Genomic DNA, 14,431 nt, shown 5'->3' on the forward strand with positions numbered 1-14,431 from the left:
GGAAGGTCACCATGTCCGACGATTTCACTCGATCCGCCCCACTCGACCTGGTTCGATATTCGCAGGTCTGGGAGGATCACTGCCTCCTCGAGCGCGCATTCGAACTCGGCCCTGGGACGGATGCGTTGATCATCGGCAGTGCGGGCGACAATGTGGCGGCTCTGTTGCTCGCCGAGGCCGACCGAGTCGTCGCGGTCGACGTCAACCCCGCGCAGTGTGCGCTGATCGAGCTGAAACTCGCGGCGTTACACGAACTTTCGGCATCGGACACCGCTGTATTGCTCGGCGCGTTACCCGGTGACGCCGCAGCTGTCTACCGACAGATCGCGCCTGCGTTGTCGACGACAGCGCGCGAATTCTGGAATCGCCACGACGATCTGCTCGCGGCGGGACTGGTCGGCTGCGGTCTGCTCGAACGCTACGTCACGGGATTTCGCGACCACTGGTTCGTCCCGCTGGCCGATCCGGTGCGGAGGTTGTTCGAGTGCGCCGACCTCGATTCGCAACGTGCAGTGTTCGAACGCGAAATCTATTCGCCAGCTCTCGAATCGGCGTTCCGCGCGTATTTCGGTGCACGGATGGCGGGCCGTGGCCGCGACGTCTCGCAGTACAAGTACGTCGAGCAGGATCCGGGAGCACATCTCTGGCGAGGGCTTCGGCACGCGTTCACCGAGATTCCCGCACAAGGCAACTTCTATCTCGAATGGTTGCTGACCGGTCGGTTCGGCGACCTTGCGTGCGGTCCGCCGCTGCTGCGGCCGGCCGCAGCAGAACGGTTGCGCGGCTTGGTGGACCGGGTCACCGTCGTGTGCGCAGAGCTGTCGGAATATCTCGGCGCGTGCGCCCCGGGCACCTTCGTCGCCGCGGGCATGTCCGACATCTTCGAGTATCTCGATCCGAAGTCGTCCGACAAATTGTTCGCCCAGCTTGCGCGCGCGATGCGGCCAGGCGGGCGGATCGCACACTGGAACTTGATGGTGGACCGACGGGCACCGGCCACCGTCACCAGGCCGCTGTCGGAGCTGTCCGCCGTCCTCCACGCAGCGGACCGAACGTTCTTCTACAGCGACTTCCTCGTCGACGAGGTGATCTGACTGGGCCTCGAAACCGGCATGGTGTCGCTTTTTTCGGCACGGGCCGGTGAGCATCCCGACCGGCCCGCACTGGTGGTCGTCGAACCCGATAGCGGCATCGTCGAATCCGCGACCTACGGTGAGCTTGCGGCGCGCGCAGCAGCGATCGCCGGCGGCTTGCGCCGAGCCGGGTTGTGCGACCAGGCGCCCGTACTCCTTGCCGGCCCCTTGGCGGTCGATTTCTATGCGCTCGCGCTCGCCCTGGCGGGCTCGGGCGGTGTTGTCGTCTTGCTCGACGGCGCGATGTCGCGAACGCGATTGCTGCGGGCGCTGCGGACCGCTCGGGTGGCCGCGATCGTTGGACCGGCACAGTTGTTGCGGCGGTGGTGGATGATCCCGCCCCTATGGCGGGTTCGCCGCTACGCGGTTGGCGGCAGACCGCGCGGTACGCGTCCGTTCGCGGAACTGGTCGGCGCCGTGACAGAACTACGCGACGGTGCGCCCGATGCGGTAGCGAACATCAGCTTCACATCCGGCAGCAGCGGCCACGCCAAGGGGGCGGTACGCACCAACGCCATCCTGGCGGCGCAAGAGCGCGCGCTGGCCGCGGAGTTGCCTGCTCGCGACGGCGATGTGGACATGACGGCCTTTCCCGCCGCAGTCTTCCCGAATCTGTGCACGGGGGTGACAACCGTGATTCCGCCCGTGGACCTGCGTGATCCAGCCTCGATCGATCCTCTGGCCGTGCTGGCATCGATGCAGGCTCATGCGGTCACGACCGTGTCGGCGGCACCCGCGTTCGCCCGGCGGCTGGCCGCGCACATCCACGCGACCGGGGCGCGGCCGCGATCGGTGCGGCGGGTGATCGTCGGCGGCGCCCCGGTGAGCCGAGCCCTGTGCGGCATGGTCGCCTCGGCGTTCCCGGATGCCGAGACGCTGGTCGTCTACGGCTCGACCGAGGCCGAACCGGTCGCGCACGTGCGGATGGCAGAGGTGCTCGATTCCGTCGGCGACGGGCTGCTCGTCGGCAGGCCGGTCGACGCCGCGGACGTGGCTGTCGTGGAGCTGCCCGAGCGCATCGACGGACCTCTGGCCCGGCGCGCGCTTGAAGCCGCGCACCGCAGCGTCGGTGAAGTGATCGTGCGCGGCGCGCACGTCGGCCGTGAGTATGTCGGCGATCCGGATGCCATGGCAACCAACAAGATTTGCATCGAGGACGGAACGGTCTGGCATCGGCTCGGTGATGTCGCCCGCCGCGACGAGCGCGGGCGCCTGTGGTTGCTCGGGCCTCGCGGCGGCACCGTCGTGCACCGCGGCACCGACGTTTACCCGTTCGTGGTCGAGGAGCGGATTCGTAGGGTAGCGGGTGTGCTGGACGCCGCCTTCGTCGCACACCGCATGGCCCCGGAGGGCGAACTTGCCGTCGTACTCGACGACGAACGCGCGGTCGCCGGTATCGGCGGCGTCCTGCGGGAACTTCGGCTCGACGTGCCGATTCGCCGACTCGGCGCACTTCCCGTCGACGCCAGGCACAACAGCAAGATCGATCGCCCGGCCCTCGCGCGGCAGCTCGAGCGACGACGTTGTTACGAACCCGTTGGGGGATCGAATCGGTGGTCGCCGACAGTGGCCAAGTCACTTGAGAAATGGCACTCAATTTGAGAACAAACCGCGGGAACGGTGCGCAACCAGCAGAGGTGGTGGACGGTTCGGTCGATGAACCCGGGATTCCCGAACTTCTCTCGTTCGCAGTCGGCGACGAAAAGGACCGGCTCAACCACGCTGTTCAGCGATACCGCGAGGAACCCGTTAGGAGGCTTCTCGTCGCCGTCGCCGAGCAGCGTCCGATAGGGATTCTCGGATATCAGTTGACCGACGCCGAGGCCACCGTCCTGCATGTCGCAACGGCGCCCAATGTGCGAGGAACTGGCATCGGGACGAGCTTGTTGAAGGGCTTGCAGCGACGGATCCCGGCCGGTGTGTCGATAGTCGCAGAAACCGACGCGGAGGCCGTCGGCTTCTACCGATCAAATGGTTTCTCGGCTACGTCGTTGGGCGAGAAATACCCCGGCGTAACGCGGTTTCGCGCCACGCTCGACCCGTATTCCACTTCTTGATCACGGCGGCGGGCGCCGACGGTGCCGCCATGCGGCAGGCCGGCGCCGTCTGCGGACTCCTTGTCGTCGTGTCACCCCTCATGCCGATTGCGAAGCTACGGATCCGCAAGACCCACGATTCGCTTGTGCTCACAAGCCGCGCATACTGCGATTTCGAGGTTTTGCGCATTGTGCTCGGCGGGCGGGTACGCTCTCTGCCCATGGCGGGGATCGGCCGTATCGACATCCGTCTCGCGACTCAGGTGCTGGTGCTGCAACTTGTCGTGGTGCTGTTCACGCTGGTTGTCGCGTTCGGCTTGTTCGCCGTGTTCAGCCACCAACGCCTCGCCAACGAGTACGGGATCCGCGCCCTGGACATCGCACGGGTCGTGGCCGCCGCCCCCGCCGTGCGCGCCGACGTCACCGACTACGACGAGACCCCGTTGACGCCGAGCGCGGCACTCACCGATCGACTCGCACGGGGCCCGCTGCAGACGATCGCCTCGGAGGTCCAGAAGCGCACCGACGTCTTGTTCGTGGTGATCACCAACAACCAGGGCATCAGACTCGCCCATCCGCACCGGGACGAACTGGGCAGGCACGTCAGCACCGATCCGTCAGAGGCGCTGGCCGGCCGCGAGGTCGTGCTGCACCAGTCCGGTACCCTCGGTCGGTCGGTGCGGGCCAAAGTTCCTGTCCTGGCGCCTGATTCAGAGCGCGTGGTGGGTGAGGTCAGTGTGGGTATCTCGACCGCCGAGGTCCATGAGCAACTACTGCGCAACCTGCGCACCTCGGCGGTGCTGGGCGGCGTGGCCCTGCTCGTCGGAGCCCTCGGCTCGGTACTGCTGGCGCGGCGCTGGCGCGGGCTGACGCTGGGCCTGCGCCCGACCGAGATGGCTGAGCTGGTGCGCAGCCAGGCCGCGGTGCTGCACGGCATCGGCGAGGGTGTGCTTGCCGCGGACACCTCGTGGAAGACGACATTTGTCAACGATGAGGCGTGTCGACTGCTGGAGATCGGCAACGAACCGGGCAGGCCGGTCGAGGAGATCGGGCTGACCACGCGTGTACTCGAGGTGTTCAAGGCGGCGGACCCGACGCCGACCCTCGCGACCGCGGGCGACCGCATCGTGGTGGTGTCGGCGCGAGCGGTGTCACGGGAAGGGCGGGAGCTGGGCACCGTGCTGGTGGTGCGCGACCGCACCGACGTCGAATCACTCACGCGCCAACTGGATGCCGTCCAGTTGATGAGCACCGTGCTGCGCGCGCAGCGCCATGAGTTCGCCAATCGCCTGCACCTGTTGAACGGCCTGCTGCACAGCGGCCACGTCGAAGAGGCGTCCGAGTACCTGGCGGAACTGCTCGGATCGGGTCCGCTCGGATCGGCACTCCCGGGCATCGACACCATCCGTGACGCCTACCTGCAGGCGTTTCTGGCCGCTAAGGCGGCCGCAGCCCGCGAGGCGGGGGTTTCCCTGACGGTGGGTGAGAACACCTGGGTGTCAGGGCGACTCACCCTTCCCGTCGACGTCACCACCGTGCTGGGCAACCTCCTGGACAACGCGATCGATGCCGCACGCACTGCCGCCGCCACCAACAAAGAGGTGGAAGCCGAACTGTTGCAGGATGGTTCGACGCTGCACATCACCGTTGCCGACAGCGGCGACGGGGTGGCGCCCGGCTTCGTCGACGACCTGTTCACCGAGGGAACGTCGACGAAACCCAATTCCGGCCTTCCGGGTGGACGGGGCATCGGGCTCGCACTGTCCCGCCAGATCAGTCGCTCACTCGGCGGCGACCTCTGGCTGGCCAGCCCCGGCGATCCCGCCGCCAGGCTGTGCGGCGCCGAGTTCATCGCTCGGCTGCCGGGTGTGATGGTTGAGGAGGGAGCGCAATGGCCGGACCGGAGCTGACCGTACTGGTGGTCGACGACGACTTCCGAGTCGCCAACATGCACGCCGGAATCGTCGGAGCGCTACCGGGATTCAGGGTGACCGCCACCGCGAACACCTTGGCGGGCGCACGCAAGGCCGGCCCTGTCGACCTGGCCCTGGTCGACGTCTACCTGCCGGACGGTTCGGGAATCGACTTCGTCCGCGAACTCGACGGCGACAGCATGGTGCTGACCGCGGCAACGGAGGCGGCGACGATCCGCGCAGCGATGTCCGCGGGCGCCTTGAGCTACCTCGTCAAGCCGTTCCCCCCGACGGACCTGGCGGCCCGGTTGGCCGGCTACGCCCGGTATCGAAAGATCCTCGCGGGCACGAACCTCGGTGCGGACGACGTCGACGCCGCGCTGGATGCGCTGCGCCCCAGGCTTGCCGCGTCGCAGGCCGCCACCGTCGCACCATCTCCCACCAAACAGCTTGTGCTGCAGGCCTTGCGGACCTCAGATAGGCCGATGTCATCGGCCGAGGTCTCCGCGGCGATCGGCGTGTCACGGGCGACGGCGCAACGCTACCTCGCCAACCTGGCCGGCTCCGGCGAGGTGACGATCGGCCTGCGCTACGGCACGACCGGCAGGCCCGAGCAGGAGTTCGCGGCGACGGTCGGGCCGAAGGATGCGGGCGCGTGAGCGATATCGTCGTCGTCGGGGCCGGATTCGCCGGGCTGTGGGCGGCGCTGGGTGCCGCACGGCGTCTGGATGAACTCGCCGTGCCCGCGGGTGCGGTGACGGTGACCGTCCTGACCAGCAAGCCCTTTCACGACATCCGGGTTCGCAACTACGAGGCCGACCTGGCCGGTTGCCGCCTCCCGCTTGCGACGATCCTGGACCCCGTGGGCGTCGCACACGTCACCGTCGAGGTCACCCGGATCGACACAGCAGTGCGGACGGTCACCGCGGTTGATGCCGCCGGTCGGTCCACATTCCACGGATATGACCGGCTCGTCCTGGCGCCGGGCAGTCACCTGTTCAAACCGGACATCCCCGGACTCGCGGAATTCGCCTTCGACGTGGACACCTACGACGGCGCCGTCGCACTTGCCCACCACCTGGCCGAACTCGCCGGCGGCGACGTCACGTCCGCCGCGGCCACCGTCGTGGTGGTGGGCGCGGGATTGACCGGCATCGAAACCGCCTGCGAACTTCCGCGCAGACTCGACGCCGCGTTCCGAGGACGCGTCACACCCCGTGTCGTGTTGATCGATCACAGATCACCGGGCTCCGATATGGGCGAGGCGGCACGTCCGGTCATCGAAACTGCGTTGTCGGACAACGGTGTCGAGGTGTTGGCCGGTGTGCGGGTCGCGGAGATCGACGCGCAGGGTGTGACATTGTCGTCCGGTGAACGGTTGGGCGCCCCGACCGTGGTGTGGTGCGCGGGGATGCGGGCCAGCGCACTCGCGGCCCAGCTGCCCGTGACACCGGACCGCCTGGGACGGGTGCCGGTGGATGACTACTTGCGTGTCGTCGACGTGCCCGACGTCTTCGCGGCCGGGGATGTGGCGGCCGCTCGGATGGACGACGACCACCTCTCGGTGATGTCATGTCAGCACAGCCGGCCGATGGGTCGCTACGCCGGCTACAACGTCGTCGGCGACCTGCTGGGTGAACCCATGTTGGCATTGCGAATCCCGTGGTACGTCACGGTGCTCGACCTCGGACCCGCCGGCGCTGTCTACACCGAGGGCTGGGATCGGCATCTGGTCACGCAGGGTGCGGTGGCCAAGGCTACCAAGACCACAATCAACACACAGCGCATCTATCCCCCGCTGACCGGAGATCGGGCAGCACTGCTGGCCGCCGCGGCGCCCGAGTTGCAGGCCCGTCCCGAGGTGGGGCGCTGACGCGGAGCGTTGAGCTCCTCATGCCCCCGAATCGGGTGTTTCCCTATGCTGATCGGCGATGCCCGCCATTCGCCTGCCGAGTTCGGCCCGGGAGCGGATGCCGAGTTTTCGGTAGGCGCGGGACAGATTCACCTCGACGGTCTTCGGGCTGACGAACATTGCCGCGGCCACCTCGCGGTTGGTCATTCCCGATGCGGCGAGTTCCGCCACCCGTTGCTCGGTGGGCGTGAGTTCGCATGCCGAATCGGCACCGGCGTTGATCCTGGCAAGTTCGTTGCGAGCGCGGTCGGCCCACAGCGGAGTTCCCATCTCCTCGAACGCATTCAGCGCCGAGTTCAGAGTCACCGATGCTGCCACCTTGCGGCGGCGGCGTCGCTGTAGCTGCCCGAGGAACAGTTCAGTTCGTGCCCGCTCGAACGGCATTGGCAGCCGGTCGTGGTGAATCATGGCCTGAGTCGCGGCGCCGTGGGCCGCCTCGAAGTCCCCACACGCGGCCAGTTGCATTGCGCGGCAACGGGCCCCGACCGCCTGTAGCCATGCCCGCTCCAGGCGGTCGCCGTGGTGTTGTAGACGTGAGATCAGCGGCTCGGTTTCGTCGAGGCGTCCAAGCGCGATCAGTGCCTCAACCGCGTCCGGGAGAAATGAAGCGAGCATGAACTCGCAGGCGTTCGGCATGGCCTCCAGGCCTGCCCGCAACGGCTCGATGGTGGCCACCGCGGCCGCGTGATCGCCGACCGACAACTCGAGAAACCCGAGATTGGCGATCGTCATCGGGAGCAGGGTGGTTGAGCTACACCGCTGGGCTGCGGAGATCGCATCAGCGGTGTCACGACGTGCCTGCTCCACCCGGCCCACATAGCTTGCCGCAGTCGCCCGGGCCGTCAGCGCCGCAAACAAAGAGACGTCCCCACCGAGTTGCCTCGCCCTGTCGACGATATCGTCCACCTGCCGCACAGCATCGGTGAAGCGGCCCCTCCACACGTCGATGAGGACGTCGTAGACCTCCGCGAAGAACTGCTCGCTTTCCTCGCCGCGCTCCAGACAGCCCTGAAGCACCACGGCCATTTCCTCGTGGGCTTGGTCCACCTTCCCAGTCCACGCCAGCAGCAGCGGCTTCTGCATGCTCGGCCGAAACGCCGACGGCATCGAAACTGCGGGATCCTCCAACTCCACCGCACGCTGCAGGCTCACCTCGTCGAGGCCGTCTCCGCGTGTGAAACGTTCAAGAACACGGATTCCCAGCGCCTGACTGAGGAGCTGAGGCCGGTCAATCTGTTCTGCGAGAGCGATCGCATCGTCGACGTGTCGTGCGGCGGCATCGAGATCACTGGAATTCAGACATGCGATGGCCAGCCCGATCAACATCCGAGTGCGCAACAATCGATCGTCACCCGACTCCGTCAATGCGCGCGTCAACACGTCGATGGCTTCCAAATAGTTGTTGTCCCACATCGCCACCGTGGCCAAGAGATTCAACGCCTGACCCCGTAGCGAATCGGCGACCGGGCCGGCGATCACGTCTGTGACCAGGGTTCGGGACTGCTGGACATTGCCCGCGTCGAAATTGTATCGCGCGCAACGGATTCGACGCTCCGCTGTGTCACCACCCAATCTGAGCGCCATGTCAGCCAGTTCCGCCGCGGCGGCGGGCGCACCCCGAAACCTCGCGGCTGCCGCGGCATCGTCGAGGGCCGACAGCGTCACGGGATCACCGAATACCCCGGCTTGCGCCAGGTGCCGGGCTCGAAGCTCTGGATTGTCAACGATTGCCGCGAACCGTCGGTGCATCGTCCGGCGCAGCGCTGAATCGGCCCGGTCGTACGCACCCTGCGCCAGGAGCGGGTGCGTGAACCGAAGGCGGTTGCCTTCGATCGTAACGATCCCCTGGCGTTCGGCAGACTCAAGCTGTCGAACAACCTCCTCGCCGTCGACTTGGAGGACGCCTGCGACCATATCCACGGTGGGTGTCGCGGAACAGGCCATGGTGAACAACGCGGTATGCGTTTCTGGGCTCAAGTCGCCGATTCTGGCGCGCACCACGTCGCTGAGCGTGTTGGTCAGCTCGATGGTCACACCGCTGTCGGCGGTCACCGCTCGAGCGAGTTCGAGAGCATACAAAGGGTTTCCGGCCGAGACCTCAAGGATGCGATGCAGCGTCGGCCGCGGAAGGGACCGGCCCAAATGTTCCGAGATGACCGCGTGCAACACTCTCAGGCTCAACGGCTTTACGCGAGTTCGGCGCAGCCCCTCGGGATGTCTCAACTGCAACCACGATGCGGACTCCGTACTCTGCTGGTCGCTGCGGACCGTCCCAAGCACGCCGACACGGCTCGACAGTCGGCGCGCGACGAAGCCCACCACAAAGGCGCTGGACTCGTCGACCCACTGCAAATCGTCGACGGCGACCAGCACCGGAGCGCCGGCCGCAAGATGGCCGAGGACGGCCAGGATCGCGGCACTGACCGCACGCCGATCGCTCGGCACACCGTCATCGTTGGTGCGCAACATAATTCGGTCGAGCGCCTGCCGTTGCGGCTTGGGTAGCGCCGGATAGTCCGCGTCGTCCAGCGCGCTGAGCAGATCGGTCAGTCCTGCGTACGCCAAGACGGACTCGGACGCGGCCGCTCGTGCGGACAAGACACGAAAGCCCCGCGCTTCCGCAATCGCGATCGCGGCTTCCCACACGGTGGTCTTACCGATGCCCGGGTCGCCTTCCACCACCAGGGCGCACGGCCCATCAACGGCGGCAGCCAGGAACCGGTCCACCCCGACCTGCTCAACCTGATGGTGCCGAACGATACCGCTCCCCACAGGGGAAGGATGTCAGTGGTTTGGTCGTGGCGCGACCGCAGATGGACCCGATGGACCCCTGGGGTCACCCGCGTCGTCGCAGGCGCATGCGGGCGCGGGCCGGTGCGGGGAGCGGCGACGGGAAGAATGCGGGTACTTCGGCGGCGTAGGCGCGGTAGGCGGCTCCGAAGCGAGCGATCAGGTCGCGTTCCTCGAGGAACGTGCCCAGCACGATGTAGCCCGTCATTCCGGCCGCCCACAGCAGATGCCCGGCCGTCATGGTGCTGGTGCTCCAGAAACACAGCAGCAGACCCGTCATCAGCGGATGCCGCACCAGGCGGTAGGGGCCGTGCACCTGCAGCCGATCGGAGGTTGGATCGGGCACCTGGATCACGTAGGCGCGGTAGGCCTGGGAGAGTCCAAGCAGGTGAAAGTGATTCAGCAGCAGGGTCGCCGCGTACACCAGCACGAAGCCGAGCCAGAATCCGGCGTCGAGTGCCACCCCGAGCGGGCCGTCGGCAAACCAGATCCGTTGCGGGAGCGGTTGCCAGCCCAGGCACAGAACCCACACCGCCAGGCAGACCATGGCGATGTACACGGTGCGTTCGAGCGCGTCGGGCACGCGCCGGGTGAGGAACGCCTTGAACGACGGCCGGGCCATGCCCGAGTGCTGCAGCCCGAAGAGCGCGAGCAGCGCCACATTGATCACGATCGACGGGCCCGTCGACAGATGCGGCCCGGTGTCGACCGTCTTCGGCAACCACCAGCCCCCGGCGAACAGCAACAGCAACGGCACCGTCACCCCGGCGAACGCATACACGGAGAATGCCGCGAGGACAGGGACGAGCCGACGGCGGTCCGTCACCGTCTCCCGAACATGCTGTGCCTTAATCACACCCACACGAACCAGGGCAGAAATCGTGCGCGGACGTCACCCTGGTCGAGGCGCGTCTCCAGCTTGGCTTTCCAGCGCTCGCCGTACGAGGTGTCGAGGAACCCGTCACGCACGAACAGCCGCCATGTCGAATTCAGCGTCATCCAGTACGGCACGACGACGCCGGCGTCGACCTGCCGCATGAAGTCGAGCTTGTCGGGAATCTGGCTCCAATGGATGCCAGGATAACGGTGGTGCACGCTGTGGTAGCCCTGGTTGAAGATCCAGAAGTTGAGCCAGTTTCCCACGGTGTTGATCGACTTGCTCGGGTCGTTGTCGAAGACCCGAGCAGGCGCGTGGGTCATCCAGGCGAAGTAGCCCGAGTTCACCTGGGTGAGCGCGAACGGAATCACGTAGAACAGCACGAACCGGATGTTGTCGGCGAAGTAGGCGGTGACGCCGAGGAACGAGATGAGCAGCGTGACATCGAGCAGGTGCTGGTGGCGTCGTTTGCGCCGGTCGGCCGACGGGCGTGGGGCGAAAACCGTTCGCAGCGTATGGATATGGATGATCGTGGTGTACCGCAGCCAATACCAGACCGCGGGTAGCCCGTGTTCTCGCCCCTCGGTGGAGGTGACGTCACGGGGGCCATCGTTGAAGCGATGGTGGTTGAGGACATGCGCCTCGCGCATGACGACCCCGGTGAGCGCGCCGGGAAGGCAGCAGAGCAGGTCGGTCACCCGGTTCATCCGGCGCGATACGAACAACGGCCGGTGGGTGTGCATATGGAGCACGCCGATGGTGATCGACAGGTTCAGCAGCGAAAGCAGGATGATGAGCGGCGCCGCCACGAACCAATTCGTGGCGGCGGGCACCAGCAGACCGACGGCCAGCAGTGCGCACCACAGCGCTATGTGAATCAGCGGGCCGACGTTCGCCGGGTGTTCGAGCTTCAACACCCTTCTGCTGAACGGTGGCCGTTCGGCCCGACCGACGGGTGTTCGGCTTCCCGAGCGGGTCGGTTGGGCGGTCATCGGTGGTCCCCTCGGGTGGCGGCGTGCTGGAACTGGGCGGCAAGAGCGGCAAGACCGTCGGCGTCGCGGGGCCGCAACCATTCGACTGCGCCGAAGGCCAGGTGGTCGGCGAACATCATGCTGCGAACCTGGGCGACCGGCAGTTCGCCGGTCAGTGGTGCTTCGGGCAGGGATTCAACGAGATCGGTTGTGGTGCCAACGATCAGAGGGCTCAGCCGCGGCGCCATCGGCCGTGCGAGCCCCATCGTCCGGCCGTCGGCGGATCCTTCGGATCTGGCCACCAGGCGCGGGTCGGACAACAGCGGCGGAGAATCGGCGAGCACCTGGCCTATCGCCCCGTCGACGGAACGCCGCACCCGGTTCATCATCGCCGTCCAACGTGCGGGCGAGCTCGCGGCTAGCATGGCCGCGCCCAGCCGCAACCGGCGATGGTAGGCGGCGGACGCGCCAACCGCGGTACACAGGAATGCGGTGGTGGTGATCGCCATGTGCGCCATCGCCGCGCGGGCACCCCAACTCGGGGTACGTGACCCGAGTTGGGTGAGTAGCGCGAAACCGCCGAGCGCAGGCGCCAGCAGCCGCACCGTCACCGCATGGGTGAGTTCCTCGCGGTCCCCGACACCATAGAGGCCCAGTTCCCGGTCGCGCAGATCGTTGGCCAGTTGCGCGATGACACCCAGACATCCGGCGAGCTCCGCCGGATCGGTTTCGTCACAGGCGTCTTCGGCGATCAGCCTGCACACGTAGAGCACCACCCGCCCGAGGACCCCCCGTCCGTACACAGCCCTCGGCAGGGGCGAATCGACGTTGTGGGCCATCACGCCGCCGACGTCGACGAGCATCTCGCCGACGCGTCGCCGACCGTCGCCGGGTAGCGCTGACAGCAGCGCCCGTACGTCCTGGATGCGCTCGGCCAGGACCAGGTCGACCGCTTCGCTGTCGCGCACCGCGATCGCCTCCGGCGGTGGCGGAGGTGTGTCGACGTCACCGTTGAGGTACGTCACCGCGGTCAGCACCGCCCCCGCCGCCAACGACCGGTCGGCAAGGTCCTCGTAGGCATCGAGCACCCGGCAGGCCAGCAGCGCGGCGGTCACCTCAGACCGTAGCTTCACGGGCAGGAATCCCGCTGAGAGGCCGAGGTTCCTGGCCGCCGGGATTATCGCCAGCCGCGCGAGTTCATCGGGTGTACCGGCCGCGCGCAGCGCGGCGAGATCCGGCGCCCGGCGAAGATGGCGCAGCCCGTGAAGCACCGCGGCGGGCCGTGCGGTCATCGCGCCACCGTCTGCATCGCGAGATCACACAGGTGTTCACGCGCAGGCGTGGAGGGAAAGGCGTCCAATGTCGCGCACGCCGTTTCGGCGGCGCGGACCGCCGCCGCCTTCGCCTTGCGGGTGGCGCCGCTGCGCACCAGGTCATCGAGCAGGTCGCTGCCTGTGGTGCTCTCGGACCACCACAGGTGGCGGGAGCCTGGGCGCAAGGCCAGCCATTCGATCACCGGCCAGGTCGGTACCCGGCGGTCGAGGTCACCACCGGCGTCCTTGCCCAACGCGGGGCCGCCCTCGACGTCGCGCACGTCGTCCATGATCTGGAACGCCAGCGAGAGCTGATCGGCGAAACCCATCAGCGCCCGAAGCCGGTCGTCGTCGACGCCGCCAGCCGTACCGCCGTACGAGCAGCACAGCCGGAACAGGGTGCCGGTCTTCGCGCCGACCACGAGTTCGTAGTGGCGGCGCAGGGCGGCATCGTCGGCCGCCGGCGGCAACGTCTCGACCAACTGGCCGAGGGACAGATCCGCGAGCTGGTCCAGATACGTCACGCCATGAGCCTCGCCGAGTCGCGCAAACACCACCGGATTGTCGGAGATCACCCGCGCGAGCACGTGAAAAGCGTTGCCGGCCAGGTGGAATCCCGCCCGGGCGGCGGTACGCACGCCGAACCTGGCAGCCACCGACGGGGCGCCGCGACGCAACAGCGAACCGTCGCAGATGTCGTCGTGGACCAGCGACGATTCGTGGATCATCTCCAGCGCACAGGCCAGGTCGAGGGCATCGGCTGGCGACACGGTCGGACTGGACGGAAGCAGATCTGCGCAGGCGAGCACCAGACGGGCCCGAACCCGCTTGCCGGGGACGGCGAGGATGTGGCGGTTGACGGCATCGAATGGGCCGCCGGTCATGAGGTCGGCCAGCCGGGTGCCGACGCGCGTGACGACATGATCGGGCAGTGCCGACGCCGACGGTCGCTCAGCCAGCATGGGCATCCCCGGACATCACGCCCGCACTGTTGCCGGTCTCATGGGACGCCGTCATGTGCCCTGCAAACCCGGGCGGTGCGCCAGCGAACTCGGCCACGGACGTTGCCCGCCATCCCGTCGGTGCGGAGTACGGGCTGGCGATTCGCGCATAGCAAAAGAATGGCATAAAGCCAACGATCTCGCCTGGCAATGTCGTTGAAACAGGCTCCAGCAGGTCAACGGTCCAGAATGGCAAGCCGAGCATTTGCATTTGTAACGACAAGAGAAGTTTCGGCGAATAATGTACACCGCGGTGATCAACGCGTCGGTCGTTAGCACCGCCGGGTGTCGGCAGCGACATCAGAATAGGGTTCACCCGTGGCTAGCCGCATCTCGAATCGTCCTGGCGATAACCGCGCGCGACATTGCCACGCCGTCGCCGTCATCGTTCACGAGTCGATCGTGAGGGAGATCAGGGCTCAAGCCGTGCGGGTGCGCTGCCGGCCCACCGGAGCGTGATCGCTGTCGCGCGCGATCATGGTGGT

At 67.1% G+C, this 14,431-nt stretch carries 12 protein-coding genes; 6 read left to right on the forward strand and 6 right to left on the reverse strand.

Annotated elements, in window-relative coordinates; genetic code table 11:
- The first annotated feature begins 11 nt into the window (after positions 1 to 11).
- The 6 genes from ADBZ6K_RS06315 (at position 12) to ADBZ6K_RS06340 (ending at position 6,955) form a co-directional block, all read left to right on the forward strand.
- The gene (locus ADBZ6K_RS06315; protein WP_526345030.1) at positions 12 to 1,094 is read left to right on the forward strand and encodes a DUF3419 family protein; all 1,083 of its coding nucleotides are present in this window, start codon (positions 12 to 14) and stop codon (positions 1,092 to 1,094) included.
- 18 nt (positions 1,095 to 1,112) lie between these two features.
- Entirely contained in the window at positions 1,113 to 2,735 is a 1,623-nt protein-coding gene (locus ADBZ6K_RS06320; RefSeq protein ID WP_526345031.1) for a class I adenylate-forming enzyme family protein, read from the forward strand.
- The gene (locus ADBZ6K_RS06325) at positions 2,720 to 3,190 is read left to right on the forward strand and encodes a GNAT family N-acetyltransferase (RefSeq protein ID WP_526345032.1); all 471 of its coding nucleotides are present in this window, start codon (positions 2,720 to 2,722) and stop codon (positions 3,188 to 3,190) included. The genes ADBZ6K_RS06320 and ADBZ6K_RS06325 overlap by 16 nt, the downstream gene beginning before the upstream one ends.
- 200 nt (positions 3,191 to 3,390) lie before the next feature.
- Positions 3,391 to 5,079, forward strand: coding sequence for a sensor histidine kinase (locus ADBZ6K_RS06330; RefSeq protein WP_526345033.1), 1,689 nt, complete (start codon positions 3,391 to 3,393; stop codon positions 5,077 to 5,079).
- Positions 5,061 to 5,741 carry a response regulator gene (locus tag ADBZ6K_RS06335; protein ID WP_526345034.1) on the forward strand — a complete coding sequence of 227 codons (681 nt, stop codon included), beginning with the start codon at positions 5,061 to 5,063 and terminating at the stop codon, positions 5,739 to 5,741. Before ADBZ6K_RS06330 ends, ADBZ6K_RS06335 begins: the two co-directional genes overlap by 19 nt.
- On the forward strand, positions 5,738 to 6,955 hold the full coding sequence (locus ADBZ6K_RS06340) for an NAD(P)/FAD-dependent oxidoreductase (protein WP_526345035.1): 1,218 nt from the start codon (positions 5,738 to 5,740) through the stop codon (positions 6,953 to 6,955). Before ADBZ6K_RS06335 ends, ADBZ6K_RS06340 begins: the two co-directional genes overlap by 4 nt.
- A gap of 18 nt (positions 6,956 to 6,973) precedes the next feature.
- On the opposite strand, the gene ADBZ6K_RS06345 is transcribed toward ADBZ6K_RS06340, so the two are convergent.
- The 6 genes from ADBZ6K_RS06345 to ADBZ6K_RS06370 all read right to left on the reverse strand — a co-directional run bounded on the left by ADBZ6K_RS06345 (position 6,974) and on the right by ADBZ6K_RS06370 (position 14,247).
- The gene (locus ADBZ6K_RS06345) at positions 6,974 to 9,766 is read right to left on the reverse strand and encodes a helix-turn-helix transcriptional regulator (RefSeq protein WP_526345036.1); all 2,793 of its coding nucleotides are present in this window, start codon (positions 9,764 to 9,766) and stop codon (positions 6,974 to 6,976) included.
- A gap of 64 nt (positions 9,767 to 9,830) precedes the next feature.
- On the reverse strand, positions 9,831 to 10,610 hold the full coding sequence (locus tag ADBZ6K_RS06350) for a methyltransferase family protein (RefSeq protein ID WP_526345037.1): 780 nt from the start codon (positions 10,608 to 10,610) through the stop codon (positions 9,831 to 9,833).
- 26 nt (positions 10,611 to 10,636) lie between these two features.
- Complete coding sequence (locus tag ADBZ6K_RS06355; protein WP_526345038.1) at positions 10,637 to 11,653, reverse strand: fatty acid desaturase family protein; 1,017 nt, start codon at positions 11,651 to 11,653, stop codon at positions 10,637 to 10,639.
- Positions 11,650 to 12,924: a hypothetical protein gene (locus ADBZ6K_RS06360; protein WP_526345039.1), complete on the reverse strand. Its 1,275-nt coding sequence runs from the start codon at positions 12,922 to 12,924 to the stop codon at positions 11,650 to 11,652. Before ADBZ6K_RS06360 ends, ADBZ6K_RS06355 begins: the two co-directional genes overlap by 4 nt.
- Positions 12,921 to 13,907, reverse strand: coding sequence for a polyprenyl synthetase family protein (locus tag ADBZ6K_RS06365; RefSeq protein WP_526345040.1), 987 nt, complete (start codon positions 13,905 to 13,907; stop codon positions 12,921 to 12,923). The genes ADBZ6K_RS06360 and ADBZ6K_RS06365 overlap by 4 nt, the downstream gene beginning before the upstream one ends.
- Positions 13,897 to 14,247: a hypothetical protein gene (locus tag ADBZ6K_RS06370; RefSeq protein ID WP_526345041.1), complete on the reverse strand. Its 351-nt coding sequence runs from the start codon at positions 14,245 to 14,247 to the stop codon at positions 13,897 to 13,899. The genes ADBZ6K_RS06365 and ADBZ6K_RS06370 overlap by 11 nt, the downstream gene beginning before the upstream one ends.
- Between the last annotated feature and the right edge of the window lie 184 nt (positions 14,248 to 14,431).

The sequence above is a fragment of the Mycobacterium sp. genome (genome assembly GCF_044223235.1).
GTDB lineage: Bacteria > Actinomycetota > Actinomycetes > Mycobacteriales > Mycobacteriaceae > Mycobacterium.